Raw genomic sequence first — 24,841 nt, 5'->3', positions numbered from 1 at the left:
TCAAGCGCAAGCGCCTCAAAGCCCTCATGAACCCGACCTACCGCCAAGCCGTCCTTGCAGGTTAACGATTCATGATTTCGCCCTGTGCGCCCCTCTGGAACAACTATGACACCCGTGCAATTCGCGCTACCGTCATCGATTACGGCGGGCACGGTGGTTGGCGACTTCAACGGCGACGGCCTACCGGACTTCACCAACTACAACAACAGCATGTTCATCTCGAACGCCGGCACCGGCAATCCGAACCTGCTGCGTTCGGTCACCACCGAGCTCGGCGGAACGGTCGCGGTCGAATATGCGTCATCCTCGACCTGGACGAACAACTACCTGCCGCAACTGGTGCATGCGGTGTCAAAGCTCTCTGTCGGTGATGGTCGCGGCCAGACGGCGGTGAGCACGTACACCTATGCCGGCGGCAAGTACGACCCGGCAGCGCGCAAGTTCCTGGGCTTTGCCTCGATCGTCGAGACAAAACCGCTGGCCAATGGCGAGACCGCACCATCGAAGATCGAGACCACCTATCGGCAGGATCTGGCAAGCTACGGCCTGCCGTCGCTGACGGTGTGGAAGGATGGCGCAGGCACCGTGCACAAGCAGGTGGCAGAGACCTATGCGGTCAATGCGGCGACAAAACCCTACACAGTGCAGAACACGGCGACCGACACGACGCTGACCGAGAACATCGCGCGCAACTTGCGCGTCGAGCGGGGCTTCGATGCCTACAACAACGTCACCAGCCTCAAGGACTATGGCCGCACCGATGTCGGTGGCGACGAGACCTGGACCGAGCGCTTCTTCTCGCCCAACATTTCGGCCTACATTGTCTCGGCATTGATCGCCGAGCGCAGCCATGCCGGCCTCGACGCCAGCGCCCCTTACATCAGCTACGCGCACCACTACTACGATGGCAACACAACCGACGTTTGGGCGGTGCCAAGCAAGGGTAATCTGACCTGGGCGCAAACCTTCAGCGACGTCTATGCGGGCAAGACGGTAAACCAGTATTTTGCCTATGACGCCTATGGCAACAAGATATCGGCCACCAATGGCCTCGGTCACAAGACCGAATGGGATTATGACGCGACCTATCACCTCTATCCCGTAACCGAGCGGGCGCCGCGCTATTTTGCCACCGGCGGGCAGACGGCCGACACCCGCTTCGTCTCGACCGCCACCTACAACGCCGTGTGTGGGCTGCCGGCAACCAAGACGGATCCCAACGGCATCGTCAAGACCTTCACCTACGATGCGTTCTGCCGACCCTACCAGGTCTCACAGAACGTGCTGGGTGCCTATGTCAGGAATCAGTTTGTCAGCGAGGGCACTCCTGGGGCGCAAGCGCTGATCAAATACACGCCGCTGCCCAATGGCGCCGGCGAGGATTTTACCATCTCCTGGTATGACGGGCTTGGCCGGGTCAACCGGGTAATGACGCCCGGCGAGACGGCGGCTGGTGCAAGGCGCATCACCGACACCGACTACGATCTGCGCGGCAATGTGCTACGCACTGCCTTCCCGCGATTTGTCGACGATGCCGCGCAATGGACCACCAACAGCTACGACTGGGCCGATCGGCTGGTGAAGACGGTCAATCCGGATGCCAGCCAGCGCAGCTACCTGAACGAACTGGCCACGGGAACCGGCGTCAACCCGCGGCTGGATGCGTTGACGATGACGGACGAGCTTGGCCATCCGACTAAGACAGCATGGACGACACACGGCGATATCGCCGCCATTGTCCGCGACATCGGCGGCCTCAATCTGCCGGAGACACGCACCTACGATCTTCTCGGCCGCTTGATCGGCGTCACCGATCCCGGCGGCTCTACCTGGACCTACACCTACGACATGCTGGGCAACAGGCTGTCGGCGTCCGATCCCGATCTCGGCACCTGGACCTATGTCTATGACGCCGCCAACCGGCTAATCAGCCAGGCCGATGCCAGGGGCACGGTCACCACGCTCGCCTACGACCAGATGGACCGGTTGACGCTGAAGACGGCAACCGCGCCTGGCGGCAGCCCGGTGACGCTAACCCAGAACACCTACGACCAAGCGGAGACCAACTATTTCAATATCGGCCAGCTCACCACCTCGACCAATCCGGCGGCAACGCAGAACTACAAATATGACGGTCTCGGCAAGGTCGGGTTGCAGATCACGACCTTTGCCAGCCCCAGCCTGATGCATGTCACTTACGACATCCACGACGCCTCCGGCCAGACCATATTAAAGGCGTACTATCCGGTCGATCTGAACTTCGGCACCTGGACCGACCCGCTGCAGTACACCGCCGGCAACAGGCTCTATTCCGCTCCCGGCTTCATCACCTCGACCATCTACGAGGCTGACGGCCAGACCAAGGAGATCACCTACGCCAACGGCGTAAAAACGTCCTTCACCTACTCGCCGACACGGCGCTGGCTGACGCGCATCACCAACGCATTCGGCGCCAGCATGCTGATGGACCGGCAATTCACGCGTGATGCTCTCGGCCGCATCACCAACATTGTCGGGGCCGCTCCCCCAGGCAGTTGGAATTATGTCTACGACAATGCCGACCGGCTGGTCTCATCAGACAATCTCGGCGACAACACGCTCGACGAAACCTTCGCCTATGCCGCCAACGACAACATGATTTCGCGCACGCGTGTCGCTGGTACCTATGTCTATCCTTCGGCGAGCGCAGCTCGTCCGCATGCGCCGGTCTCGGTCGGCGCCAATGCGATGGCCTATGATGCCAACGGCAATTTGACCTCCGACGGCAGCCGTACGCTGATCTGGGACGAGGCCAACCGGCTGAAGACTGTCACGCGCGCCTCCAACACCGTCAATCTCGCCTACGGCCCGGACGGAGCACGCGCCAGGAAGTCATCGAGCTTCGCCACGGCGCTCTATCCCGACGCCAATGTCGAGATCGATCCGAAGACACCGGGCGCGGAGATCTACACGCGCTATCCCCATCCTGACATCAAGGTCGTGGGCACGACCAAATACTTCCTGCACCGCGAGCATCTGGCCTCCGTGCGCCAGGTCACCGACATGTCGGGCACCGTCGTCGACGGCACCACCTACGCCACCTATGGCGAAAGCCTCAACACCGGCTTCCAGACGCAGAAGAACTACATCGGCGAACGCTTCGATCCCGAGACCGGGCTGCTGTATCTCAATGCACGGTACATGGATCCGGTGCTGGGGAGGTTTATTTCGCCGGACGATTGGGATCCGACGCTGCCGGGGGTTGGCATCAATCGATATGCGTATGCCGGGAATGATCCCGTCAACAAGAGCGATGCGAATGGGCATGCAGATGGCGATCCAGGATACTGGGGTGGGGGCCCAATTGGCCCATTCGACACCGGCTATCGAAATGCAGACGTAGCGTTCAATTCACTCGCGTCTGCGATGAACATGGTCGCGGGGCCTGTTGTTGAGGTAGGTGCCGCGTATGACCCGTATGCGGACGTCGTCACAAATTTCTCGAACACCACACCGACCGCTTTCGACGACACATTCGCAGCCCTCGCAAAATATGCCGCAACCGCTGCGGTTTCCGCAAGAATCGGATCGCTGGCTAAAATAGAGAATCATCACATCATATCTAGTACTTTCAGAAACCATCCTTTGATAAAGGCCTTGGATATCGACCTGGACGCCAGCGAAAACTTTATGCCGGCTCTACAGAAAGGGCTAACAGCCTCGCATAGGGACTACAATACGGATGTACGCCGTCAGCTAGACACGATAAATCACTTGCTGGAGACGCGTCAAATTTCGCCTGAGAAGGCGCGCCAAGAAGTGGCGGCTCTGCGCTCCCGAATGAAGGAGTATGTGGAAAAAAACCCCGATGCGCTGTCCAAGACGAAATCAGAAATGGCAAAAGGCAGCGAGGCAAAGTCAGAAAAGTCGGACGGCAATAGCGCATCACGCGTGAATGATTCGGTACCGAATAAGTAGAGATAGAAATATAACATGGCTTGGGTTTGGTACGATAGGCTGGATACGGATTTCGATCCGGCGGAATTTGACTATAACTCTCCTGTACGAGTGGCAGATTCATTTACGCCGGTTCCGATTGATATTTCTTTGGGGCGCCCATTGTTTCGGGCCAGATCAAACTTGAAGAATTTCGAGAGCCTCCATTGCCCGCCTACCGGGAACCCGCCGGCTGTTGACTTATTGTGGCAAGAAATAATTCTGCGATTCGTGCCGAAGGATCTTGTCCAATTTTTCCCGATAACGCTTATGGCCCGAGATGGTAAAACTCAGAAATTCTCTTGGGTTCTTCCGTTTGGTCGAGTGCGCTGCATAGATCCGAACAGATCGGACGTAATAAGCAAGATAGAAAAACCAGACATAACTCTTATTATTTCTTGTAATTATTATGTACATTACAAAAATTGCATGGGAAGATTGCATCTTGCGAGAGACGAACAGCAGTTGAATCATATAGTGGTATCGGATGAACTGAGGGATGCCTTGGCCGAAACCGGTGAATCGGGGATGTTTTTTCGACCCGAGGACATTCCGACAGTGGGCCGACGGACGATTAATTAAGTTACGGTGACAGTGCACGTTCTACCCTGTCTGCCCGACCGCCATTATGCGTAGATTGCTCCCATGGCTCGCCTCGCTGTCGTTCCCGGTCTGCCGCACCACGTGACGCAGCGCGGCAACGGGCGCGCGAAAGTGTTCTCCACGCCCGAAGACTATGCGCTCTACAGAAACCTGCTGGGCGAGCATTGCCGCGTCGCCGATGTCGGCATCTGGCCCTGATGCCAAACCATGTGCACCTGATCCTGACGCGGCCGACCCGGATGGCCTGCGGACGAGGATCACCTGTTGTCGGCAGTGCGCTATGTCGGGCTGAACCCGGTACGCGCGGGGCTGGTGAGCCAGGCGGCGGATTGGCCCTGGTCAAGCGCTCGGGCGCATCTGACGGATGGCTGCCCTCGTCGGCCGGACTGTTCGATCTGATCGAGACGGATGTTGCGGCTTTCGACGCCCTGCGCAAAGCCGAGAGCATCGGCCGGCCGGTGGGCAGCGACGCATTTCTGGACCGGGTTGCCGGGCAAACCGGAAGGGCCATCAAGCCTGGGAAACGAGGCAGGAGGGGAAGCGAAAAATAGTGCACTGTCACCGTAATTCCACAGCAAACCGAGGCCGGAGCTAGAAAAATTGACAGATAAGGAATTGAAGGATTCCATTTTAAATCCTGCTGACGGGCAAGGAGTAAAAGTGAGAGGAAATGCGGTACTCGACGGCAACGGAAGGCTGAAAGAAGCAGCGAAGCGCGGACTCTTCAAGCCGGAAGATGTAATCCCTGTCGATGATTTGGGACAGAACGACGATATCGCCCCGTGGGAAAAAGACTTGGACGTGGTGAAGGGGCAAAAGCCAGGGTAACGGTGGAGATAACACTAAAGTTGGACCGGTAAATGGCGAAAAGACTGAAGGTGGTAGCAATAATCAAGGCGCAGTTGGCGATCACGGAAATAGAACAGACACCTAGCGCTGCTGTTATCATGAATGGACAATGGTCATGAGAATGGAAAACATTAATTCGCCAAAACGCTATGGTGAGATCTTGTATGTGCTGGGAGTTGCGCTGATTGAAATACGAGCGATCGCCAGCCTGGAGGAGGCACAGATTGTTGCTGACATATTTCACAATGTCCCGGCGAAAATATCTGCGTCCGAGGAACCGGAAGCCATCGAGGCTGAGGTGCTCTTGAAAGCGAAGCGCCATGGGCGCGAGCAAGCTATCAAACAAATTCTTAAGCGCGCGAAACGACCAAAAACAAGGTGAGATGAAATACCTTCGAATTTTATGCAGTGTATGTCGCCGGCGACAAGCAGTTCTCAATTGCATTGGCTTCAACCGATCTGACTGTGCGTGAGACCGTCATTAATGGTCAAACTTAGTTCCCAATTAGGATATGCCTGTGCAAAGGTTATGATCGAAGATTTTGTCGCGGCTGTAAGAGGCAATTAAAGCCGCCGCACCCGCTCGTATGGCATCTGTAGTGTCGGCCCAGCGAGCAACAAAGCTGTGGAATTACGGTGACAGTGCACTTTTTGCTATCTTCGCCCGGCCGCCCATGCGGCAAGGGGCCTGCTCGGCGGCCATCTCTGTAGCTCACCGCGGTCTTGGCTGCCCTGGTCAAGTAGCAGGCCTCCTTTGTTGATATCCAGACCTCGGGCCTTAGCCCGACCCGGGGCAGGTTGCCGCCCTCCACCACCAACCCTGTGGATAGACCCCAGACACCGCCATCATTCCCGACATCGGCTTGCAAGAAGCCCTAGACTGATCCCCTAGGGGAATCGGGTGGATGTCGAGCAAGCCGAGTCATCGCGTCGTGTTGTGCACGCTGCTGGCGATTGCCGGCTGCACCTCCGCGCCGGGCAAGGACTTCTTCACCGAGACCATCGACAGCCTGCACGCCAAGAACTCGCCGTTGCGGGCGGGCTACACCGGTCCCGGCGCCATCACCTCGGCCGCCGGCCAGGCGCAGCGCTTCAACGGCACGCAATATCAGGGCTCGGGCCAGTTCGTCTCCTCCGGCGCGCCCGTCACCAAGGTGACGACAGACGGTTCGGGCCAGTTCGAGCTCAACCTGATCAATGCGCCGATCACCGAGGCGGCCAAAGCGGTTCTGGGCGATGCGCTGCACCTCAACTACATCGTCGATCCGCGCGTACAGGGCACGGTGACCTTGCAGACCTCGCAGCCGGTGTCGAAGGACGCGCTGGTCGACATCCTGCAATCGGCGCTCGCGGTGAATTCCGCCGGCATCACCAACCGCGCAGGCACCTACCAGATCGTGCCGCTTTCCGAGATCATGTCCAGCACACCGCCGGTCAGTGTGCCTTCGGTTTCGCCGTCCGGCCCCGGCGTCAAGGTGCAGGTGCTGCAGCTGCAATTCATCGCCGCCGACGAGATGAAGACCATTCTCGAACCGATCACCCGACAGGGGTCGGTGCTGCGGGTCGATTCCGTTCGCAACCTGATCACGGTCGCCGGCAACGACAGCGACCTCAATGCTATCAGAGAAGCTGTCTCGGTGTTCGACGTTGACTGGATGCGCGGCATGTCGGTGGCGCTGCATCCGCTCAAGACCTCCAAGCCGGAGGCGGTTGCCGCCGAACTCGATTCCATCTTCGGCACCAAGGAGGGGCCCGGCGCCAAGCTCATCCAGTTCATCCCCAACGACAGGCTGAATTCGGTGCTGGTGATCACCTCGCGCCCGGCCTATCTCGCCCGTGCCGCGACCTGGATCAACAAGCTCGATCGGCTGGCCGAGACCAACGAAGATCAGCTTTTCGTCTACCAGATCCAGAACCGCCCGGCCAAGGAACTGGCTGCGGTGTTGAGCTCCGTGCTTGGCACCACGGTCAAGACCGAGGGAGATTCAGGCGGCTCGAATGTGTCGCCCGACCAGACGCCGATCGCCATGCAATCGGATGGCGTCACGCCGGTGCCACTGACCGGGCCGTCGCCTTCGATGCCGATGCAGGATGGACAGGCGCCGGCCCACGCCACGGTCGTCGCCGATGTCGAAAACAATGCGCTGCTGATCCAGACCACAGCGCGCGACTACGAACGCATCGAGCAGATACTGGCCAAGGTCGACGTTCTGCCGACGCAAGTCATGCTGGAGGCTGTCATTGCCGAAGTGACGCTCAACGACGATTTGAAATACGGACTGCGCTGGTTCTTCGAGAATGGCGGCATGAACATCTCGGTGACCGACGTGGCAAAGGGCGTTGCCGCGGCGGCACTGCCCGGCTTCAACTGGAGCTACGCCACCGACAACATCCAGGTGACGCTGAATGCACTTTCCAGCATCACCGACGTCAATGTCATCTCGGCGCCGACCATCATGGCGCTGAACAACCAGAAGGCGATCTTGCAGGTCGGCGACCAGGTGCCGATCGCGACAAGGCAAGTGGTGGACCAGACGCTCGGCAGCTCGCCGGTCGTCTCGGTCGAGATGAAGGACACCGGTGTCATACTGACGGTGACGCCACGCATCAACAATGCCGGCAGGGTCATGCTCGACATCCAGCAGGAGGTCAGCAACGTCACAAGGACGACCAGCTCCGGCATCGATTCGCCGACCATCCAGCAGCGCAAGATTCAGACCCGCGTCCTGGTCAATGACGGCGAGAGCCTGGCGCTGGGCGGCCTGATCCAGTCGCGTAATAATGTCGACCGCACGCAAGTGCCTATCCTCGGCGATATCCCGATCATCGGCAACGCGTTCAAGCAAAAGACGGACAGCATCGGACGCACCGAACTGATCATCTTCATCAGGCCGCATGTCGTGCGCGACATCAACGAAGCGCGCGAGGTGACGGACGAATTCCGCGGCAAGATCAGCTTGCAGACGCCGATCCAGAAGCGACGCGGCGGCACCAAGCTGCAAGAGGACCTGAAGAGGCTGGCGTATTGACGATGCACTCATCCCTCGTGCTGGCTGCCACGATCGCTCTGGCGGCTATTCTCTGCGCTATTTCGATCGCCGATTTCCGCCGGCAGATCATCCCGGATGGGTTCAACCTGGCCCTGGCCGGCATCGGCCTTGTCTATCAGATGGCGACGCAGGCGGATGGCCTGCCGGCGCGCCTGCTGTTCGCCGCCTTGACCTTTGCCGCTGCCTGGTTGATCCGGCGCGGCCATTTCCTGATGACCGGCCGGATTGGCCTCGGCCTCGGCGACGTCAAGATGCTGGCCGCCGCTGCATGCTGGATCAGCCCACGGCTGTTGCCGGTGCTGCTGTTCGTCGCCAGCGCCAGCGCTTTGCTGTTCGTCGGCGGGCTGGTGATCGCGACAGGGCCGGCGGCGGCCAAAGCCCGTGTCGCCTTCGGCCCGTTCATCGCCATCGGCCTCGGCTGCAGCTGGGCACTGGAGCAACTTGCAGGTTTGGACATGGGACTGCTCTGATGATCACTCCACGCTTTACCTCTGAAAAATCCCGCCGAGAACGCGACGATCGCGAAAGCGGCTTCACCCTGGTCGAGCTTCTGGTCGTGCTCGCCATCATCGCGCTGATCGCCACGCTCGCAGCACCTCAGGTGCTGCGCTATCTCGGCTCGGCAAGAACCAACGCGGCCAAGGCGCAAGTCCGCAACATCGAAAGCGCGCTTGAACTCTACTATGTCGACAATGCGAAGTATCCGACCGCGGAGGAGGGGCTCTCGGCCCTGGTTGCGGCGCCCACAGGCGAAGCGCGTTGGAACGGCCCTTACCTCAAGGGGACGACCGGTCTCAAGGATCCGTGGGGGAGGCCTTATTCCTACGAAGTGAAGGCCGATGCGAGCGGCGTGGTCATCCGCAGCCTTGGAAAAGACGGCAAGCCCGATGGAACCGGCGAAGACCAGGACATCAGCAACTGATTTTTCTTCTCTATGGTCGGCGCTGTGTTTCGGGGCGCTGTGTTTCGTTCATGCCCGGCAGCTGCCGGGCATTGGCCAGATCGAGGCGAGCAAAACCGCTCGCCGAAAAGGCGGCACCATCGCGCTGAACCGACACGGTGAACCGCACTGCGGCGGGCAGGCGCCGCGGCGCATTCCAGCTCGACAACCATGATGAACCAGCCGTCGAACCGTCGAGATATTCGAATCTTATGGCGTTCACACCGCCGAGCAGCCGCACCGGCTGGCTCTGCGTCGACGCGCCGGGTCCGCTGCCGCGCCGTGTTTTCTGGACAATGGCCAGTGCACTTCCGCCAAGCGAAACTGCAATTTCGCGCAGCGCGGAGGATTTGAAGCCGATCGCCTGAACGGCGTTGAACTCGATCCGGGAACCATCGCCGTCGAGATAAAGCACCTGGTCCGGCGACGACTTCGACAAGGGCAAGGGCTCGGCATGGCTGATCGCCGTTTCCAGAAACCGCGATGCGGAATCGACCTCCATCTGGAATTCCGTTGCTTTTTCGATGCGCAGCATGGTTCGAGCCTGGCCGAGGAAGACCATCATCAGCGATGTGATCACGCCGATCAGGGCCAGCCCGACCAACACGTCGATCAGCGCAAATCCCTCGACTGATGCCGATGGTCCCCTTGATGATCTGGCGTCGGGCAGGGGGATGCCTGAACGGCGCTCCGGCCGGCAGACGGCGCGGATTTTCGAGTGAGCGCGGGAAAACAGGCCGCTCATTGAGCACCGGGCTCCTGCACCGGCACGAAGGTTAGAAACGGCCTGCCTGGAAACGCTCCGCCCGTCTTTTCTATGAGCACAGCCGTCACCTTGGCCTTCGACATTTCTATCGTGTACGTCTTCAGGGTCCAGCCGTTTGGCGCCGTGGTTTGTGTCCGGGCTTCGTAGTCGGCCAGCATCACACGCACCGTCCTGGCGGCTTCGACCTGGCGCTTGGCCGCGGCGATGCTGCGGCTCGCCAGAACGATCGACTGGCTGGCGATGCCAAGCACAAGCGCCAGGATGGTCATGGCGACGATCATCTCCAGGATCGAAAATCCGTCTTCGGAGGTCGGTTGAGACGATGGCGCCGTCATGGCAGCGCGCGCCAGGTTGAAAGCCCGGTCAGCCAGTTGACCGCGATGCGCGCGGTCCGCCCTTTTTGCAGCAGCGAGATGTCCATGCCGGAAGCGCTGCCATCGGGAAGGAAGGTCAGGACTGTCTGCCGGTCGGCGATGACGGTCTCCTGGCCGGTGGTCACGGTCATTTTGACATCGTCCGGCAGCGTGAGCGTGTTCTGTTCGCCGAACCGGAAGGTGCGGGTGCCGAGATCGACGAGAACCTGCCTGGGCCTGGCGGCGGCGATCGCCGATGTGCGCGACAGGCGCAGCCGCATGGTGATCTCGCCGGCCAGTGTCTCCAGGTTCCTGGTGCGATAGTTGCTGACCAGCCCCGGTGCAGCGATGGCCGCGACGAGGGCCATGATCGCCAGCACGACCAGCATCTCGACCAGAGTAAATCCGGCGGTTGCGTGTGCCGGCGCGCCGGCTCTCGACGCAGCTGTCATTGCAGCGCCAGGTCGTTGATGCTGAGGATCGTGGTCATCACCGAAATGACCAGGCTGCCGACGAGGAAACCGAGCGAAATCGTCAAAGCCGGGGTCAGCAGCTTCAGCACAGTGTCGATCCGGCGCGTCAGCGTCAGCTGGAGCATTTTCGCGGCCCGATCCAGGACCACGGGAAGGGCATTCGCCTCTTCGCCGAGCGAGACCAGCGACATCGTCGCATTGTCGAAAATCCCTGCCTTGACGATCGCGCCATGCAGGCGGGCGCCGTTGGCGACGGTTTCTTCGATCGCCGCAAAGCTTGCCGCCAGCGAACTCTGCCTGGAAACATTGGCGGCCAGGCCGAGCGCCTCGGTCATCGCCACGCCATTGCCGAGCAGCAGCGCAAGCGTTTCCAGATAGCGCGCGATCACGGCATCCCTGACCAGCGCGCCGATCAGCGGGATATTCAACAGCCAATGCGAGAGGCGTTTTCTCGCACCGGTGGATCGGGACAGAAAAAGCCAGGTAAGCAGGCCGAGGACCGCCGCCAGCGGGAAGACGAACGGATAGTCGCGAAATACCGTGCCGAATGCAGAAAGCATGGTCATGGTGAACGGCTTGGGAGCAGATGAGCCTTCGAAAATCGGTTCCAGCGCCGGTACCAGGACCGTCGCCAGAATGACCAGCGCCCCGCTCATCACCAGCAGCAGGAAGGCAGGATAGGCCAGAGCCTCGATAATTGCCGCACGGCGTTTGGCCGTTGCCTCATAGGTGTCCGCCAGCCGCTGGCATATATAGGCCATCTTGCCGCTGCGCTCGCCGCTGGCGAGCAGGGCGGCAACGTCGGAGGTGATACCCGGCAGCCCGGCAAAGGCCTCGGCGATCGGCCGGCCGCCGGTTGTGAGATCGAGCACCGATTGCAGCTGTTGACGCCGCTGACCGTTGGCCTCGCCCGAAATGACCGCATGCAAGGCGCGGTCGACGGTGAACCCGGCATTCAGAAGCACCGAAAGCTCGGAAAACAGACGGCCGAGATCGACCTTGCGGGTCAACGTCAGCGCGCTGCGCCCGGGCAGGCGAAGCTGCTGCTTGTCGCCGCTCACAGGCGCAAGGTGAAAGGAACGGCGGCCCTGCTGCGCCAGTTTGCGCGCCGCATCTTGCTTGGTCGACGCATCGAGAATGCCGGTCTCGGTGCTGCCGTCGACGAGATAGGCGCGATAGGCGAAGGCCGGCATCAGCCCCCTCCCGCGAGATCGATGACACGCCGGACTTCGTCCATCGTGGTGACCTGCGATCGGGCAAGGGCGGTTGCGTGGACCGACATCGGCACGAGGTCGTCCTCGGCGGCAATTTTCCCGATCTCCATTTCGCCGGCGCCCCGGTCAATAAGCTCGGCGATGCGCGGCGATACCTGCAGCATTTCGTAGGTCACTGTGCGCCCGCTGTAGCCGGAGCCGTTGCAGGTGCGGCAGGCCGGGCCGGTTTGGTCGGCGCCGTGGCAGGTCGGGCAGACACGGCGCAACAGCCTCTGTGCGATGACGCCCCGGATCGTCGCGCCGAGCAGATAGCCGTCGATGCCCATGTCGCGAAGCCGCGTCAGCGCGCCCGCGGCACTGTTGGTGTGAAGTGTCGAGAACACCAGATGGCCGGTGAGCGCCGCCTGGACCGCGACCTGCGCCGTCTCGCGATCGCGAATTTCACCGAGCAGGATGATGTCGGGGTCCTGCCGCAAGATCGAACGCAGGGCGGCGGCAAAGCCGAGGTCGATCGCCGGATTGACCTGCAACTGGGTGATGCCCGCCATGCGATATTCGACCGGATCCTCGACCGTGAAGATCTTGACGTCCGGCCGCGAACGCTCGGCGAGGATCGAATAGAGTGTCGTCGTCTTGCCGCTGCCGGTCGGCCCGGTGATCAGCACGATGCCGTTGGCGGCTTGCGACATGGAGCGGATCTTGCCTTGCGCGACACCGTCGAAACCCAGTTTCTCCAATTTCAATTCGACGCCGGCACGGTCAAGAATTCGAAGTACGATGGCTTCGCCGTGAATCGACGGAATGACCGAGACGCGCAGGTCGACGTCGCGGCCGCGCACGGCGATGCGCATGCGTCCATCCTGCGGCAGGCGCCGCTCGGCAATGTTGAGGCGCGACAGGATTTTGATGCGGGTGGAGATGCCGGACAGCATCGCAATCGATGCGGTATCGACGGTCGACAGCATGCCGTCATGCCGGAAGCGGATGCGGACGTGATCCTCGAGCGGCTCGATATGGATGTCGGTGGCCCTTGCATCGACAGCCTTGTGGATGGTCTCGGCGACGAAGCGGACGATCGGCGCCTCACGGGCAAAATCCTTCAATCGTTCGAGGTCGTCGGGACCGAAATCCAGGAATTCGCCACCACCGCCGCCATTTGAAACGGCCTCCAGAGCCGATTGCTCGATGCGATCGATGCATTCGGTGATCGTGCGCCTCGGCAAGATGCGCAGCGCCAGTGTCCGCTCATAGTGAAAGGCAAGCGCGTCGATGGTTGCCGACGAGAAGGGATCGGCGACGGCGACAACCAGCCGCTCGGCATCCATTTGCAGCGGCAGGATCGCATTTGCACGCAGGTAGACCAACGGCACGCTTGCCAGCATTTCGGGGCTGATCTGTTCGGGAATCTCGACCGTCGGTGCCTGGAGGTAGCGGCTGAGGCTGTTGGCAAGCTCCTGCTCGCCGATCAGTCCGAGTTCGGTCATCACCGTATCGAATGGGTGTCCTGATGTTCGCGATGCTCCCAATGCGCGCTGGGCCGCGTGCGCAGTCAGCACCTTCTCGCCTTCGAGAAAGGCCAGAAACGCTTCGGTCCCCTGGGGCTGGGCGGGGGCGTTCATGAGCTCCACCCCTGCAGGAGCTGTGCGGCCTCGGTGCCGAAAAGCACCTCGCAGCCGGCACTGCCGGCGCCTGCCGGCAATGTGCCGGCGTCACGCGCCGGGCTTCGCGAGACGCGCCGGAACGCCGTGTCGCTCACCGGAGATTTCTCGATGATGAACCCGGCCTGACCCGTGATGCCGGATCCGTCGCGTCTGACGGCCACGTCGACCGTGTAGGCCGATGCCTCGGCAGCCTGAACAAGCGCGGCGCTGGAACCAGTGGCAAGGGCCGCGCGAAGACGGTTCGGTGCACGATCGGCGCTGATCGTGCCGCGCTTCGAGTTGACCGTGAAGGCGGCATGGAGGGCCTGCAGGGGCACTGACGCAAGGGCAGCGAACTCCTGCAGTTCGGACACCGATTCGAACGGCGCCTGCTTGTCTTGCGGCGGCCCGACGGCGCTTCTTGGCCCGGGCTGGCCGGCAAACAGCTTGGCGTTGTCACGAAACCGGAGCGCGGCCTCGGCCAGCGCTTGCGACGCCTGCTGCTCGAAGCCAAGCGACGCGAAACCAAGCGCCAACAAATTGTCGTCGGCGGCATTGAGATCGATCAGCCCGCCGTGATCCTGGACGCGCACATCGAAGCTGAACGCACCCGACCGGCACGCCGCCGGTGTGGAATCCAGCGCAAACGTCTTTGTCCCCGAGCCGCCGGTCAATTCGCTCGCAACAAGATTGCCCAGGCCCTCGGCAAGCAGCGACAGGCGCTCCTGTTCTACCTCGTTGTTGGCGATCATCAGCCGCGTTTTGGCCGTCACGGCGAAGGGCACGACGATTGCCGAGACGATCAGCATGAACACCAGCACGGCGACCAGCGAAAAGCCGCTATTTGGGCTTTCGTTGCCTGCGCTTGCGCCGTCGTGAGGTGTGCGGCCGCTCATAATTCCGGGACCGGGGGTGGCGGAGGGGGCGGTGGTGGTGGCGGGAGGTTCTCCCATGGCGGATAAAGCAGGATGTGGGCCACCTTGCCGTCACGCTCGAGCACGGCCTGATCCTTGTCGATCGCCGACACCTTCCAGCCATCGACGGTCTCGCCATTGCCATACCAGACAGCAGCATCGCTGCCCGCGACGCGCAGCAGCGCCTTTGCCGCTCCGCCGTTTCTGCTGATGCCCAGCAGCGATGGCGTAACGGCCGGTGCGGCTTCGGGCCGTGGAGCCGGCTGCTCGGCCGGTGCGACGGCGATTTCCACCGGCTGCGGCGGGACTGGCGGCGGCACGATTTTCCGGCGCGTCGGTGTGAACAGCGGACGCTGGAACGTCTCGCTGAAATCGCCGGCCTCAGGAAACTGCAGCGATCCCGCCGCTGATGCCAACGCGCCGTCATGCCCTTTCCCGGAGGCGACCGGCGTGATGTCCACCGGCGTGCCGTAGAGCACGACATTGACCAGGATGAGGCCCGCGATCATGGCCGCAATCGCCAGGCCGGTGACTTTCAGGGTCATGGCTTGACCCCACTGGCTGCCGATGCGCCTTGCGTTTGCAGCGGGCCGTAAAACAGGATCTCGGCAAAGATCTCGGGGTCGCCGCTGTGCCCGGCGGCCGGTCCGACATCGGTCGTGCGCACGGTGGCCTCGCGAATGAACAGCACCGGAAGCGACGTTTCGATGGCGAGAACGGCGTTGTGAATGCCCTCGAGCGGCCCCGAAAGGTTGGCCCCCAGCCCGATGAAATCGACGCCGGCTTCGCTGAGCACCGGTGCATTGCCGGCCGACAGCACGTTCACGCCATTGGCGGCGGCGATCGCGTTCAGGCGGGTCTGCAGCCCGCCGCGAATGATCGCTTCGCTCCCGCCGGTGAGAAATTCGGGATTTGCTGCCACTGCCGGACTGGCGGCGCTATCGAGGCGCTTGGCCAGTGCCGCCACGCTCTGCAACTGGCCGAGGAGCTCGCGCTTCTCCTCGATCCCGGCCTGTGCCGAGGCGACACTGTCGAGCGCCGCGAACACCACCCAGGCGAGGACGCCAGCCGATACCGCCGCGATGGCCAGCGCGATCAGGCGGCGAACCAGCGGGCTGGTGTTGAGGATGGCGAAGAGCATCGCTAGAGCGCTCCGATCTTTGCCGTAATGGTGAAGTGTTCGCCCTCCTGGCCGGGAACCTTGACCACGGGCGAGGCGAATTCGGGCGCCGAAAACAACGGCGAGGCGTCGAGCGGCTGGATCAGCTCGGCGGCGGAGGCCGAAAAGCCTGTGATGGTCAGGTCGTCGCCCTTGGCCGAAAGATCGGTCAGCCAGGTCGTGTCGGGAAGCAGGTGCGTCAGCTCGGCCCAGACACGGACCAGCGACGCCGTCGTCTTCTTTTCCTGGCGGATTCTTTCGATCTGCTCGATGCCGGCCTGGCGCTTCTGCAGCGAGGTGCGTGCCGCCTTGGCCTGCACCTGCGCATCGGCGATCTGCGCGTCCAGTTCGGCACCCGCCTGCCAGCTGCGCCAATGCGCGTGAGCAAAGGTGACCAGCATGGCTCCGGCCAGGATCGAACAGGCCGCGATCCCTATAGTTCTGCGGCTCCGGTCGCCAGCGCTCGGCGGCCAGACGGCGGCGAGGCTGAGCGGATCGGCCCGCAGCACGCTGTGCGGCTGCAACAGCGATAGGCAGCGGACCGATCCACCAGCCCGGCGGACCGCTTCGAGCACCGCAGCAAGTGTCTTCGCCTTGACGACATGGTAGAAGCAGTCCTGCTCGGCGTGCCTGGCAAAGACGACATGCACCTGCGCCGGATCGATCGGCGTCGAGGCCAGGAGGTCGAGCTCGGCCATGTCCCGAGCCTGGCGAAGCGGCAGCCGCCGCGCCGCCAGTTGCCGGGTCAGGAACAGCCCGGGCTCAATGCGGATATCGAAGGTCGGCCGCTTGCGCCGAGGCCCGCCCTGGAGAAGCGCCAGAACCTCGTCCGAAGCGGCGGTGAGCGCCAACGGGATTGATTGGAACTCCGGCGCATTGGCCTCGCGGGCGCGGATGCCGTCATCGGCCACGCTGACGATCCAGTCGCAGGTGGTGGCTTGCCTTTGTTTGGGCGCAAGCCGCGCCCGGACCCCTCGCAGCTCGTCGAGCCACCAGTCGAAAAAATCCAGAACCTGCGCGTTGAGTGTCGCCACAACCAGCCGCCCGCCAACCCGGCTGATTCTCGGCCGAGGTTTTCAAGATGAGATTACTACAAAAGCCGATTTGATGCGGATATTAGCGAAGGCGCGGTAGGCCGATTAGTCACAGCTTTTGTTGAGACCGAAGAACGACATAAAACCGCAGGCATTCCGATTTTTGGTCTTGAGCACCTCTGCTTTACTTCTCGGTCGGCCTGCCAAGCGGGTTCTCGTTCAGTCGATGGTCGAGCAACTGGTCGACTGAGAGGTATCGGAAGCCCCTTTCATTTCCCTGGTTCGGCATACAGGGTTGGAGGCATCAGGTGGAGGCGGTCCGCGTGGCGTTTGCGGCGATCCTCGGGTTCCTGACTGCCGTTTCGTCCAACAGTTCCGATTCCGGCAAGGCCGTGTCGAGGAGACTTGCGACGGCCAAGGAACTGCTCGCGCTTCGCCCGTGCGCGTGATCGACGGCGTTGGTGTCATAGGGCCTGCTGAATTCAGCTGTGCGGCATTAATCGCCGGTTTCAGCGAATGTAGGGATTGTTCGGTTATACCGCATTGCACAATTCCTTCGCTTGGTCACAATGCAGGCATGGTCCGAACTTCTCTCGCCGTCCTGGTGATCGACGAAAACCGTATCCGCGCCGCGATCATCGAGGCGGGGCTGCGTGAGGCCGGGCATGAGCGGGTCACCGTCATCCACGACGTGGCCGGCATTGCGCGGCGGATCGCCGAGATCGAGCCCGACGTCATCGTCATCGATCTTGAAAATCCGAACCGCGACATGCTGGAGAACATGTTCCAGCTGTCGCGCGCGGTGAAGCGGCCGATCGCCATGTTCGTCGACCGTTCCGACCAGGCCTCGATCGAGGCAGCCGTCGATGCCGGCGTTTCGGCCTATGTCGTCGACGGGCTGCGGCAAGAGCGCGTCAAGCCGATCCTCGACATGGCGGTGAGCCGCTTTAACGCTTTTTCGCGCATGGCGCGCGAACTGGAAGAACTTCGCGGCGAACTCGAGAGCCGCAAGGTGATCGATCGCGCCAAGGGCATCCTGATGAAGTCGCGTGGCCTCTCCGAAGAGGCGGCCTACACGCTGCTGCGCAAGACGGCGATGAACCAGAACCGCAAGATCGGCGACATCGCCCAGAGCCTGGTGACTGCCGCCGGGCTGCTGGGACCGGCGGAGGACGAATGAGCATGGGCGCCGAGCACCAGATCACCGCCGGCTTCATGCCGCTTTTCGACAGCGCCGTGCTGGTCGCGGCCGGCGAGCTTGGCTTTGCCGCGCGCGAAGGCATCGAGCTTGCGCTGCATCGCGAGACGTCCTGGGCCAACATCCGCGACCGCATCGCCATCGGCCACTTCCATCTTGCGCATATGCTGGGACCGATGCCGCTCGCCTGCAATCTCGGGCTGACGCCGCTCGCTTCGGAGACCATCGTGCCGTTTTCGCTCGGGCTCGGCGGCAATTGCGTCACCATCTCCAACGCCGTCTGGGCCGGCATGGCGGCGCATGGCGCCGAACCCGATCTCGACCCGGCGCGTGCCGGTGCGGCACTTGGCGCGCTCATCCGCGAGCGTGCCGTGGCCGGTTACGACCCGTTGCGCTTCGCGGTTGTGCATCCGCATTCCGGGCACAATTACGAACTGCGCTACTGGCTCGCCGCCTGCGGCATCGATCCAGAGCGGCAGATCGAGATCGTCATCGTGCCGCCGCCTTTCATGGCCGACGCGCTGGCCGCTGGGCGGATCGACGGCTATTGCGTCGGCGAACCCTGGAACAGCGCCTCGGTGGCTGCCGGCACGGGCCATATCGTCACCGTCAAGGCGCAGATATGGCGCAACAGCCCGGAGAAGGTGATCGGCGTGCGCAAGGCCTGGGCGGACGAGAACCCCGAGGCACTGGCAGCACTGCTGCGCGCGCTGCATCACTCGGCGCGCTGGTGCCAGGATCCGGCCAACCATGGCGAGTTGGCCGCCGTGATGGCGCAGGCCGGCTTCCTCGGCCTGCCGCCTGCGATGCAGATGCCGATCCTGACCGGCCATCTGCAATTGGGTGGCGGGGCGGAGTTGGATATCGACGACTTCTTCCTGCCTTTCGACAAGGCGGCGAACTTTCCGTGGAAGAGTCATGCGCTGTGGTTCTACACGCAGATGGTGCGCTGGGGGCATGTGGCGCACACGCCGGAAAATCTCGCCATCGCCCGTGACTGCTACCGGCCCGACCTCTATCGTTCGGCGCTGAAGCCGCTTGGCGTAGCACTTCCCGGCGCCAATTCGAAGGTCGAGGGCGCGCTCAAAGCAGCAACCGCGGTCGGTGCGACTGGGGCCGGCCTGGTGCTCGGCCCGGACGGTTTCTTCGACGGCCAGATCTTCGATCCCCTTGAGATCGACGCCTATATTGCCGGACAGAAGTCGGCTCACACGAACGACTGATCATTTCCGCGCCACTCTTGTGCATTGCACAAAAGTTGTGCGCGCACCAGCGCTAATGAACAATCTTTGGCTTGCTCGCCCGGCGGGCCGGCGCGCCGACGATTGTGGCATCTCATTGATCCCATTGATGTTTGTTATCCATCCCAAAACTGGCATGGTTCCTGCTTTGCAATAAGCAGACTCTTCTCGGGGTCACGGAACAGGCGTCCAATGGCGGGCGCTACAGGCAAAGCTGCCGCTCAGGTCAACACGCGATCCCGGATGGACGGACGCGCGCGGCCTGGCCGGCGGCTTTTTCTGTTTTGATCGAACACGCAATCAACGGCGCTGATCCCAAGCAGTGCCCAACGGGAGACGATGATGACGAAACGCATCAAGACTGAAGCCCCTCTCGAGGGAATGACTCGCCGCAAGTTCCTGATGGCAAGTGCAGCCACCGCGGCAACCCTGGCGGCCGCACGTGCGCTGCTGCCCTCCGGCGCCTATGCGGCAACTGCCGCCCCGGAAGTCACCGGCGCCAAGCTCGGCTTCATCGCGCTGACCGATGCGGCTCCGCTGATGATCGCCAAGGAGAAAGGGTTGTTCGCCAAGTTCGGCATGCCCGATGTCGAGGTGCTCAAACAGGCCTCCTGGGGCGCGACACGTGACAATCTGATGCTCGGCGGCGCCGCCAATGGCATCGACGGTGCTCACATCCTGACGCCGCTGCCTTATCTCATGCACACCGGCAAGGTGACGCAGAACAACCAGCCGATGCCGATGGCGATCGTGGCGCGGCTCAACTACGACTGCCAGGGCATTTCGGTCGCCCAGGAATATGCCGGCACCGGTGTCGGCCTCGATGCCTCGAAGCTGAAGGACGCCTTCGCCGCCAAAAAGGCGGCCGGCAAAGAAATCAAGGCCGCCATGACCTTCCCGGGCGGCACGCATGATTTGTGGCTGCGCTACTGGCTGGCTGCCGGCGGCATCGATCCCGACAAGGACGTTTCGACCATCGTCGTACCGCCGCCGCAGATGGTGGCCAACATGAAGGTCGGCAATATGGACGTGTTCTGTGTCGGCGAGCCATGGAACGAGCAACTCGTCCACCAGGGCGTCGGCTTCACCGCTGCCACGACAGGCGAATTGTGGAAGGGGCACCCGGAAAAGGCGCTCGGCCTGCGCGCCGAATTCATCGAGAAGTACCCGAACGCCACCAAGACGATCCTGATGGCCGTGATGGAAGCCCAGCAATGGTGCGAGGCCAGCGAGAACAAGGACGAGATGGCAGCCATCATCGGCAAGCGGCAATGGATGAACGTGCCCGTCGCCGATATCATCGGCCGCCTCAAGGGCGACATCAACTACGGCAACGGCCGCGTCGCCAACGGCACCGATCTCTACATGAAATTCTGGAAAGGCGGCGTCTCCTATCCGTTCAAGAGCCACGATACGTGGTTCCTCGCCGAGAACATCCGCTGGGGCAAGTTCGCGCCGACCACCGATCTCAAGGCGCTGGTCGACCAGGTCAACCGCGAGGATCTGTGGCGCGAGGCGGCCAAGGACCTTGGCGTCGCGGCAGCCGACATCCCGGCGTCGTCGTCGCGCGGCGTCGAGACCTTCTTCGACGGCAAGGTCTTCGATCCGGCCAACCCGTCCGCCTATCTCGACAGCCTGAAGATCAAGGCCTCGGCTTGACCGCCGCAGACGGCGCAGTGCGCCGTTTGTCGACCGCAAGTGCAACGGCGCCGCTTGCGCCGCTGCCGCACGCAAGCGGCGCTCGCGCCGCTTGTCGCAAATCCCGACCACGGAGTTTTTCCCAGACATGTCGATCCAGACTATCGAGGACACAAAGGTGAAGGCGTTCCCCGCGAAACCTGCGGCGGTGATCGCGTTCACCGCCAAGGCGCGGCGCCGCTTCGATCTGCTCGCCATCGCTGGCAAGTTGGCCAGGGCGCTGGTGCCGCCGGCCATCGTCATCGCCATCATGTTGGTCGTCTGGCAGATCGCCTGCTCGTCGCCGACATCAAGCCTGCCGCCGCCGAGTCAGGTGTGGAACGAGGCCTACGATTTGATCGCGCATCCGTTCTTCGACAATGGCCCGCAGGATATCGGGCTCGCCTGGCGCGTGCTGATCTCGCTGCAGCGCGTTGCCATCGGCTTCGGCCTGGCGGCGATCGTCGGCGTGGCGCTCGGCGCGCTGGTCGGCCAGTCGATCTGGGCGATGCGCGGTCTCGACCCGGTGTTCCAGATCCTGCGTACCGTGCCGCCGCTGGCGTGGCTGCCGCTGTCTCTGGCCGCGTTTCGCGATTCCAGCCCGTCGGCGATCTTCGTCATCTTCATCACCTCGATCTGGCCGATCATCATCAACACCGCCGTCGGCGTGCGCAACATCCCCGAGGATTACCGCAACGTCTCGCGCATCCTGCGGCTCAACCAGTTCGAGTTCTTCGTGAAAATCATGGTGCCGGCCGCCGCGCCCTACATCTTCACCGGCTTGAGGATCGGCATCGGCCTGTCCTGGCTCGCCATCGTCGCCGCCGAAATGCTGACCGGCGGCGTCGGCATCGGCTTCTTCATCTGGGACGCGTGGAACTCGTCGCGGCTGCCCGACATCATCGTCGCGCTCGCCTATATCGGCGTCACCGGCTTCTGCCTCGACCGTTTGGTCGCGGCGGTCGGCGCCTTCGTCACCCGCGGCACAACGGCAAAGTGAGGAGAGGGGCGATGACGGCCTATCTGAAACTCGACCATATCGACAAATCCTTTGCCTGCGGCAACCAGGTCAGCGAGGTGCTGAAGGACATCAGGCTGACCATCGACAAGGGCGAATTCGTCTCCATCATCGGCCATTCCGGCTGCGGCAAGTCGACCTTGCTGAACCTGATCGCCGGGCTGACCAAGGTTTCCGCCGGCGCCGTGCTGCTCGAGGACAAGGAGGTCGACAGCCCCGGACCCGAACGCGCCGTTGTGTTCCAGAACCACTCGCTGCTGCCGTGGCTGACCGTCTACGAAAACATCAACCTCGCCGTGTCGAAGGTCTTCGGTCGCTCGAAGAGCAGGGCAGAGCGGCATGACTGGATCATGCGCAATCTCGATCTCGTGCAGATGGCGCATGCCAAGGACAAGCGCCCGGCGGAAATCTCCGGCGGCATGAAGCAGCGCGTCGGCATTGCCCGGGCGCTGGCCATGGAGCCGAAGATCCTGCTGCTCGACGAGCCGTTCGGCGCGCTGGACGCGCTCACGCGCGCCCATCTGCAGGACGCGGTGATGGACATCCATTCCAGGCTCGGCTCGACGACGATCATGATCACCCATGATGTCGACGAGGCGGTGCTGCTCTCCGACCGCATCGTCATGATGACCAACGGCCCGGCGGCGACCATTGGAGAGGTGCTTGCCGTGCCGCTGGCCCGGCCGCGCCGCCGCGTCGAACTCTCTTCCGACCGCACCTTCCTGCGCTGCCGCGAGGCGGTGCTGAAGTTCCTCTACGAACGCCACCGCTTCGTCGAAGCAGCGGAGTAAGGCCGTGACCGAAAAACAATCTGCATCGGCAATGGGCAGTATACCGCATTGCACAAATATTATGCTGCTGTGCAAGGCATTCTGACTAATCTTTGATCCGCTGCCGGGCTTGATCAAAAGTCGTGCGGCTGCGGTTCACATTGATTTCATTCGATAATTCAGAGCGCTGTCGAATTGGCACGCTTCCTGCTTCTCAGAATGTAGGCCTGCAAGGGCCAAGTGACACGGCGTCCAATGGCGGGCGCCACAAGCAAAGCTGCTGCTCAGGTCAATACGCGATCCCGGATAGACGGACGCGGCGGCCTGGCCGGCAGCTTTTTTGTTTTGACCGAACACGCAATCGACGGCGCTGGTCCCAAGCGGCGCCCAACCGGAGACGACGATGACGAAACGGATCGGAACTGGCGCGTCCCTCGCGGACTTCGCGCGCCGCGATTTTCTGGCCAGCAGCGCGCTGACGGCGGCGCTGTTCACCGCTGCGCTCCTCCTCTTTCCCGCAGGCGCCAAGACTGACGGCAAGGGTCTCGAAGCGACCGCGCAAAGGTCGGCTTCAACCAGTTCGCCGATGCCGCGCCGCTGACAGCCGCGAACGACCAGACAAGCGCGGTGCCTCCCACGCCGCAAAACGGAGCCTGATAATGACCGCAAATCTCCCAGCCGCGCCGAGCCAGGACAATGCCTCCCGGCAGGCGCTCATGATGTCCACCATCGCCTTCACCGTCTGCTTCGCGGTGTGGACGATCTTTTCAATCATCGGTATCCGCATAAAGACGGAGCTTGGGCTGAACGAGACGGAATTCGGCCTGCTCGTCGGCACACCAATTCTCACCGGCTCGCTCGTACGTATGCTGCTCGGCATCTGGACGGACCGCTTTGGCGGACGGCTGGTCTACACGGCGACCATGCTTGCTGCGGCGGTCGCGACCTTCCTGCTGGCTTTCGCGCACACCTACGGGCAGATGCTGATCGCCGCGCTCGGCGTCGGGCTGGCCGGCGGCTCCTTCGCCGTTGGTGTCGCCTATGTTTCGCGCTTCTTCCCTGCCGGCAAGCAAGGTACGGCGCTCGGCATTTTCGGTGTCGGCAATGTCGGGGCCGCGGTCACCAAGTTCCTGGCGCCGTTCGTGCTTCTGTCCTGGGGATGGCAGTCGGTCGCGCTGATCTGGGCGGCCGCGCTGGTCGTCATGGCCGTCGTTTTCTGGTTCACGACGGGTGACGACCCGGTCATTCGTGAGCGCCGCGCCGGCAAGGCGGCACCGGCGAGAAAGTTCTGGGAGGAATTCGCGCCGCTGAAGAACGTGCAGGTCTGGCGCTTCGCCTTCTACTACTTCTTCGGCTTTGGCGGGTTCGTGGCACTGTCGCTGTGGTTGCCGCGCTACTTGATCGGCGTCTACGGCTTCGGCATCGCGACCGCCGGCATGATCGGCGCAGCCTATTCGATCCCTGCAAGTGTCTTCCGCGCCTATGGCGGTGTGCTTTCCGATCGGATCGGCGCTCGCACCGTGCTCTATTGGACCTTTGCGGTGTCGTCCGTCGCCACGTTGATCCTGTCGCTGCCGCCCACGGATTATATCGTGCACGGCATTACCGGGCCGATCGCCTTCCACTTCGCCATCGGGCCGGTGGCTTTCATCGCCGTCGCAAGCGTGCTCGGCTTCTTCATGAGCCTCGGCAAGGCTGCCGTCTACAAGCACATACCGGCCTACTATCCAGGCAGCGTTGGCGCAGTCGGCGGCGTTGTCGGCATGATCGGCGGGCTCGGCGGTTTCGTCCTGCCGATTGCCTTCGGCGCGCTCAACGACCTCACGGGCGTCTGGTCGAGCTGCTTCATGCTGCTCTTTGTCATCGTCGTCGCTTGCTTTGCCTGGATGCAGTTCAGCATTCGGCGGATGGAGCGCGCGGCATCTGCCGAAGCCCCAGCCCTTTCATACGCGGCTGAGTGAGACCGG

At 62.3% G+C, this 24,841-nt stretch carries 25 protein-coding genes; 15 read left to right on the top strand and 10 right to left on the bottom strand.

Going from position 1 to position 24,841, the window contains the following annotated elements:
• Positions 1 to 105 precede the first annotated feature (105 nt).
• The 9 genes from NKJ89_RS25150 to gspG all read left to right on the top strand — a co-directional run bounded on the left by NKJ89_RS25150 (position 106) and on the right by gspG (position 9,399).
• Positions 106 to 3,957, top strand: a complete 3,852-nt coding sequence (locus NKJ89_RS25150) for an RHS repeat-associated core domain-containing protein (protein ID WP_352606485.1) — start codon at positions 106 to 108, stop codon at positions 3,955 to 3,957.
• A gap of 15 nt (positions 3,958 to 3,972) precedes the next feature.
• Positions 3,973 to 4,557: an imm11 family protein gene (locus tag NKJ89_RS25145; protein WP_352606483.1), complete on the top strand. Its 585-nt coding sequence runs from the start codon at positions 3,973 to 3,975 to the stop codon at positions 4,555 to 4,557.
• A 63-nt stretch (positions 4,558 to 4,620) separates the two neighbouring features.
• Positions 4,621 to 4,776 (top strand): hypothetical protein, encoded by a 156-nt coding sequence (locus NKJ89_RS25140; protein ID WP_352606481.1) that lies wholly within the window; start codon positions 4,621 to 4,623, stop codon positions 4,774 to 4,776.
• 131 nt (positions 4,777 to 4,907) lie between these two features.
• Positions 4,908 to 5,129 (top strand): hypothetical protein, encoded by a 222-nt coding sequence (locus NKJ89_RS25135; RefSeq protein ID WP_352606479.1) that lies wholly within the window; start codon positions 4,908 to 4,910, stop codon positions 5,127 to 5,129.
• A 49-nt stretch (positions 5,130 to 5,178) separates the two neighbouring features.
• On the top strand, positions 5,179 to 5,406 hold the full coding sequence (locus NKJ89_RS25130; RefSeq protein WP_352606477.1) for a hypothetical protein: 228 nt from the start codon (positions 5,179 to 5,181) through the stop codon (positions 5,404 to 5,406).
• 136 nt (positions 5,407 to 5,542) lie between these two features.
• A complete protein-coding gene (locus tag NKJ89_RS25125) occupies positions 5,543 to 5,809 on the top strand; it encodes a hypothetical protein (RefSeq protein WP_352606475.1) in 267 nt (88 codons plus the stop codon).
• A 523-nt stretch (positions 5,810 to 6,332) separates the two neighbouring features.
• Positions 6,333 to 8,456, top strand: a complete 2,124-nt coding sequence (gspD, locus tag NKJ89_RS25120) for a type II secretion system secretin GspD (RefSeq protein WP_352606473.1) — start codon at positions 6,333 to 6,335, stop codon at positions 8,454 to 8,456.
• A gap of 2 nt (positions 8,457 to 8,458) precedes the next feature.
• Positions 8,459 to 8,947: a prepilin peptidase gene (locus NKJ89_RS25115; protein WP_031260278.1), complete on the top strand. Its 489-nt coding sequence runs from the start codon at positions 8,459 to 8,461 to the stop codon at positions 8,945 to 8,947.
• A complete protein-coding gene (gene gspG / locus NKJ89_RS25110) occupies positions 8,947 to 9,399 on the top strand; it encodes a type II secretion system major pseudopilin GspG (protein ID WP_023759611.1) in 453 nt (150 codons plus the stop codon). The genes NKJ89_RS25115 and gspG overlap by 1 nt, the downstream gene beginning before the upstream one ends.
• Positions 9,400 to 9,409: 10 nt before the next feature.
• On the opposite strand, the gene NKJ89_RS25105 is transcribed toward gspG, so the two are convergent.
• The 9 genes from NKJ89_RS25105 to NKJ89_RS25065 are packed head-to-tail and all read right to left on the bottom strand — an operon-like array spanning position 9,410 to position 16,970.
• A complete protein-coding gene (locus NKJ89_RS25105) occupies positions 9,410 to 10,162 on the bottom strand; it encodes a type II secretion system protein GspJ (RefSeq protein ID WP_352606471.1) in 753 nt (250 codons plus the stop codon).
• Entirely contained in the window at positions 10,159 to 10,518 is a 360-nt protein-coding gene (locus NKJ89_RS25100) for a PulJ/GspJ family protein (RefSeq protein ID WP_352606469.1), read from the bottom strand. Before NKJ89_RS25100 ends, NKJ89_RS25105 begins: the two co-directional genes overlap by 4 nt.
• On the bottom strand, positions 10,515 to 10,988 hold the full coding sequence (locus tag NKJ89_RS25095; RefSeq protein ID WP_023759608.1) for a prepilin-type N-terminal cleavage/methylation domain-containing protein: 474 nt from the start codon (positions 10,986 to 10,988) through the stop codon (positions 10,515 to 10,517). Before NKJ89_RS25095 ends, NKJ89_RS25100 begins: the two co-directional genes overlap by 4 nt.
• Positions 10,985 to 12,202, bottom strand: coding sequence for a type II secretion system F family protein (locus tag NKJ89_RS25090; RefSeq protein ID WP_352606467.1), 1,218 nt, complete (start codon positions 12,200 to 12,202; stop codon positions 10,985 to 10,987). Before NKJ89_RS25090 ends, NKJ89_RS25095 begins: the two co-directional genes overlap by 4 nt.
• Positions 12,202 to 13,842, bottom strand: coding sequence for a GspE/PulE family protein (locus tag NKJ89_RS25085; protein WP_352606465.1), 1,641 nt, complete (start codon positions 13,840 to 13,842; stop codon positions 12,202 to 12,204). Before NKJ89_RS25085 ends, NKJ89_RS25090 begins: the two co-directional genes overlap by 1 nt.
• The gene (locus tag NKJ89_RS25080; RefSeq protein ID WP_352606463.1) at positions 13,839 to 14,759 is read right to left on the bottom strand and encodes a hypothetical protein; all 921 of its coding nucleotides are present in this window, start codon (positions 14,757 to 14,759) and stop codon (positions 13,839 to 13,841) included. The genes NKJ89_RS25085 and NKJ89_RS25080 overlap by 4 nt, the downstream gene beginning before the upstream one ends.
• Positions 14,756 to 15,322 carry a hypothetical protein gene (locus NKJ89_RS25075; protein ID WP_023759604.1) on the bottom strand — a complete coding sequence of 189 codons (567 nt, stop codon included), beginning with the start codon at positions 15,320 to 15,322 and terminating at the stop codon, positions 14,756 to 14,758. The genes NKJ89_RS25080 and NKJ89_RS25075 overlap by 4 nt, the downstream gene beginning before the upstream one ends.
• A complete protein-coding gene (gene gspM, locus NKJ89_RS25070) occupies positions 15,319 to 15,918 on the bottom strand; it encodes a type II secretion system protein GspM (RefSeq protein WP_352606461.1) in 600 nt (199 codons plus the stop codon). The genes NKJ89_RS25075 and gspM overlap by 4 nt, the downstream gene beginning before the upstream one ends.
• A 2-nt stretch (positions 15,919 to 15,920) precedes the next feature.
• Positions 15,921 to 16,970, bottom strand: coding sequence for a PilN domain-containing protein (locus NKJ89_RS25065; RefSeq protein WP_352606459.1), 1,050 nt, complete (start codon positions 16,968 to 16,970; stop codon positions 15,921 to 15,923).
• A 577-nt stretch (positions 16,971 to 17,547) separates the two neighbouring features.
• Between NKJ89_RS25065 and NKJ89_RS25060 the strand changes: the two genes are divergently transcribed.
• The 5 genes from NKJ89_RS25060 to NKJ89_RS25040 all read left to right on the top strand — a co-directional run bounded on the left by NKJ89_RS25060 (position 17,548) and on the right by NKJ89_RS25040 (position 22,895).
• Positions 17,548 to 18,150, top strand: coding sequence for an ANTAR domain-containing response regulator (locus NKJ89_RS25060; protein WP_352606457.1), 603 nt, complete (start codon positions 17,548 to 17,550; stop codon positions 18,148 to 18,150).
• Positions 18,151 to 18,152: 2 nt separating this feature from the next.
• Positions 18,153 to 19,391 carry a CmpA/NrtA family ABC transporter substrate-binding protein gene (locus NKJ89_RS25055; RefSeq protein ID WP_352606493.1) on the top strand — a complete coding sequence of 413 codons (1,239 nt, stop codon included), beginning with the start codon at positions 18,153 to 18,155 and terminating at the stop codon, positions 19,389 to 19,391.
• A gap of 360 nt (positions 19,392 to 19,751) precedes the next feature.
• On the top strand, positions 19,752 to 21,068 hold the full coding sequence (locus NKJ89_RS25050) for a CmpA/NrtA family ABC transporter substrate-binding protein (RefSeq protein WP_352606455.1): 1,317 nt from the start codon (positions 19,752 to 19,754) through the stop codon (positions 21,066 to 21,068).
• Between the two features lie 127 nt (positions 21,069 to 21,195).
• On the top strand, positions 21,196 to 22,086 hold the full coding sequence (gene ntrB / locus NKJ89_RS25045; RefSeq protein ID WP_352606453.1) for a nitrate ABC transporter permease: 891 nt from the start codon (positions 21,196 to 21,198) through the stop codon (positions 22,084 to 22,086).
• 11 nt (positions 22,087 to 22,097) lie between these two features.
• Positions 22,098 to 22,895, top strand: coding sequence for an ABC transporter ATP-binding protein (locus NKJ89_RS25040; RefSeq protein WP_352606451.1), 798 nt, complete (start codon positions 22,098 to 22,100; stop codon positions 22,893 to 22,895).
• A 135-nt stretch (positions 22,896 to 23,030) separates the two neighbouring features.
• On the opposite strand, the gene NKJ89_RS25035 is transcribed toward NKJ89_RS25040, so the two are convergent.
• Positions 23,031 to 23,369 (bottom strand): hypothetical protein, encoded by a 339-nt coding sequence (locus tag NKJ89_RS25035; RefSeq protein ID WP_352606449.1) that lies wholly within the window; start codon positions 23,367 to 23,369, stop codon positions 23,031 to 23,033.
• Positions 23,370 to 23,533: 164 nt separating this feature from the next.
• On the opposite strand from NKJ89_RS25035, the gene NKJ89_RS25030 reads away from it, so the two are divergent.
• A complete protein-coding gene (locus tag NKJ89_RS25030; protein WP_352606447.1) occupies positions 23,534 to 24,835 on the top strand; it encodes an MFS transporter in 1,302 nt (433 codons plus the stop codon).
• Positions 24,836 to 24,841 lie beyond the last annotated feature (6 nt).

This window comes from Mesorhizobium sp. M0047, from assembly GCF_040323315.1.
In the GTDB taxonomy this organism is placed as follows: domain Bacteria; phylum Pseudomonadota; class Alphaproteobacteria; order Rhizobiales; family Rhizobiaceae; genus Mesorhizobium.
Note: the sequence above shows the minus strand (reverse complement) of the source record. Positions and strands in the feature narration are given on the sequence as shown.

Bases quoted from the DNA above. Each gene is read 5' to 3' on its own strand.
- NKJ89_RS25055 (WP_352606493.1), top strand. From the start codon at position 18,153: ATGGGCGCCGAGCACCAGATCACCGCCGGCTTCATGCCGCTTTTCGAC.
- gspD (WP_352606473.1), top strand. From the start codon at position 6,333: ATGTCGAGCAAGCCGAGTCATCGCGTCGTGTTGTGCACGCTGCTGGCG.
- NKJ89_RS25040 (WP_352606451.1), top strand. From the start codon at position 22,098: ATGACGGCCTATCTGAAACTCGACCATATCGACAAATCCTTTGCCTGC.
- NKJ89_RS25100 (WP_352606469.1), bottom strand. From the start codon at position 10,518: ATGACGGCGCCATCGTCTCAACCGACCTCCGAAGACGGATTTTCGATC.
- gspM (WP_352606461.1), bottom strand. From the start codon at position 15,918: ATGCTCTTCGCCATCCTCAACACCAGCCCGCTGGTTCGCCGCCTGATC.
- NKJ89_RS25085 (WP_352606465.1), bottom strand. From the start codon at position 13,842: ATGAACGCCCCCGCCCAGCCCCAGGGGACCGAAGCGTTTCTGGCCTTT.
- NKJ89_RS25105 (WP_352606471.1), bottom strand. From the start codon at position 10,162: ATGAGCGGCCTGTTTTCCCGCGCTCACTCGAAAATCCGCGCCGTCTGC.
- NKJ89_RS25095 (WP_023759608.1), bottom strand. From the start codon at position 10,988: ATGACAGCTGCGTCGAGAGCCGGCGCGCCGGCACACGCAACCGCCGGA.
- NKJ89_RS25050 (WP_352606455.1), top strand. From the start codon at position 19,752: ATGACGAAACGCATCAAGACTGAAGCCCCTCTCGAGGGAATGACTCGC.
- NKJ89_RS25090 (WP_352606467.1), bottom strand. From the start codon at position 12,202: ATGCCGGCCTTCGCCTATCGCGCCTATCTCGTCGACGGCAGCACCGAG.
- NKJ89_RS25030 (WP_352606447.1), top strand. From the start codon at position 23,534: ATGACCGCAAATCTCCCAGCCGCGCCGAGCCAGGACAATGCCTCCCGG.
- NKJ89_RS25060 (WP_352606457.1), top strand. From the start codon at position 17,548: ATGGTCCGAACTTCTCTCGCCGTCCTGGTGATCGACGAAAACCGTATC.
- NKJ89_RS25145 (WP_352606483.1), top strand. From the start codon at position 3,973: ATGGCTTGGGTTTGGTACGATAGGCTGGATACGGATTTCGATCCGGCG.
- NKJ89_RS25150 (WP_352606485.1), top strand. From the start codon at position 106: ATGACACCCGTGCAATTCGCGCTACCGTCATCGATTACGGCGGGCACG.
- NKJ89_RS25075 (WP_023759604.1), bottom strand. From the start codon at position 15,322: ATGACCCTGAAAGTCACCGGCCTGGCGATTGCGGCCATGATCGCGGGC.
- NKJ89_RS25125 (WP_352606475.1), top strand. From the start codon at position 5,543: ATGAGAATGGAAAACATTAATTCGCCAAAACGCTATGGTGAGATCTTG.
- NKJ89_RS25140 (WP_352606481.1), top strand. From the start codon at position 4,621: ATGGCTCGCCTCGCTGTCGTTCCCGGTCTGCCGCACCACGTGACGCAG.
- NKJ89_RS25115 (WP_031260278.1), top strand. From the start codon at position 8,459: ATGCACTCATCCCTCGTGCTGGCTGCCACGATCGCTCTGGCGGCTATT.
- NKJ89_RS25080 (WP_352606463.1), bottom strand. From the start codon at position 14,759: ATGAGCGGCCGCACACCTCACGACGGCGCAAGCGCAGGCAACGAAAGC.
- gspG (WP_023759611.1), top strand. From the start codon at position 8,947: ATGATCACTCCACGCTTTACCTCTGAAAAATCCCGCCGAGAACGCGAC.
- ntrB (WP_352606453.1), top strand. From the start codon at position 21,196: ATGTCGATCCAGACTATCGAGGACACAAAGGTGAAGGCGTTCCCCGCG.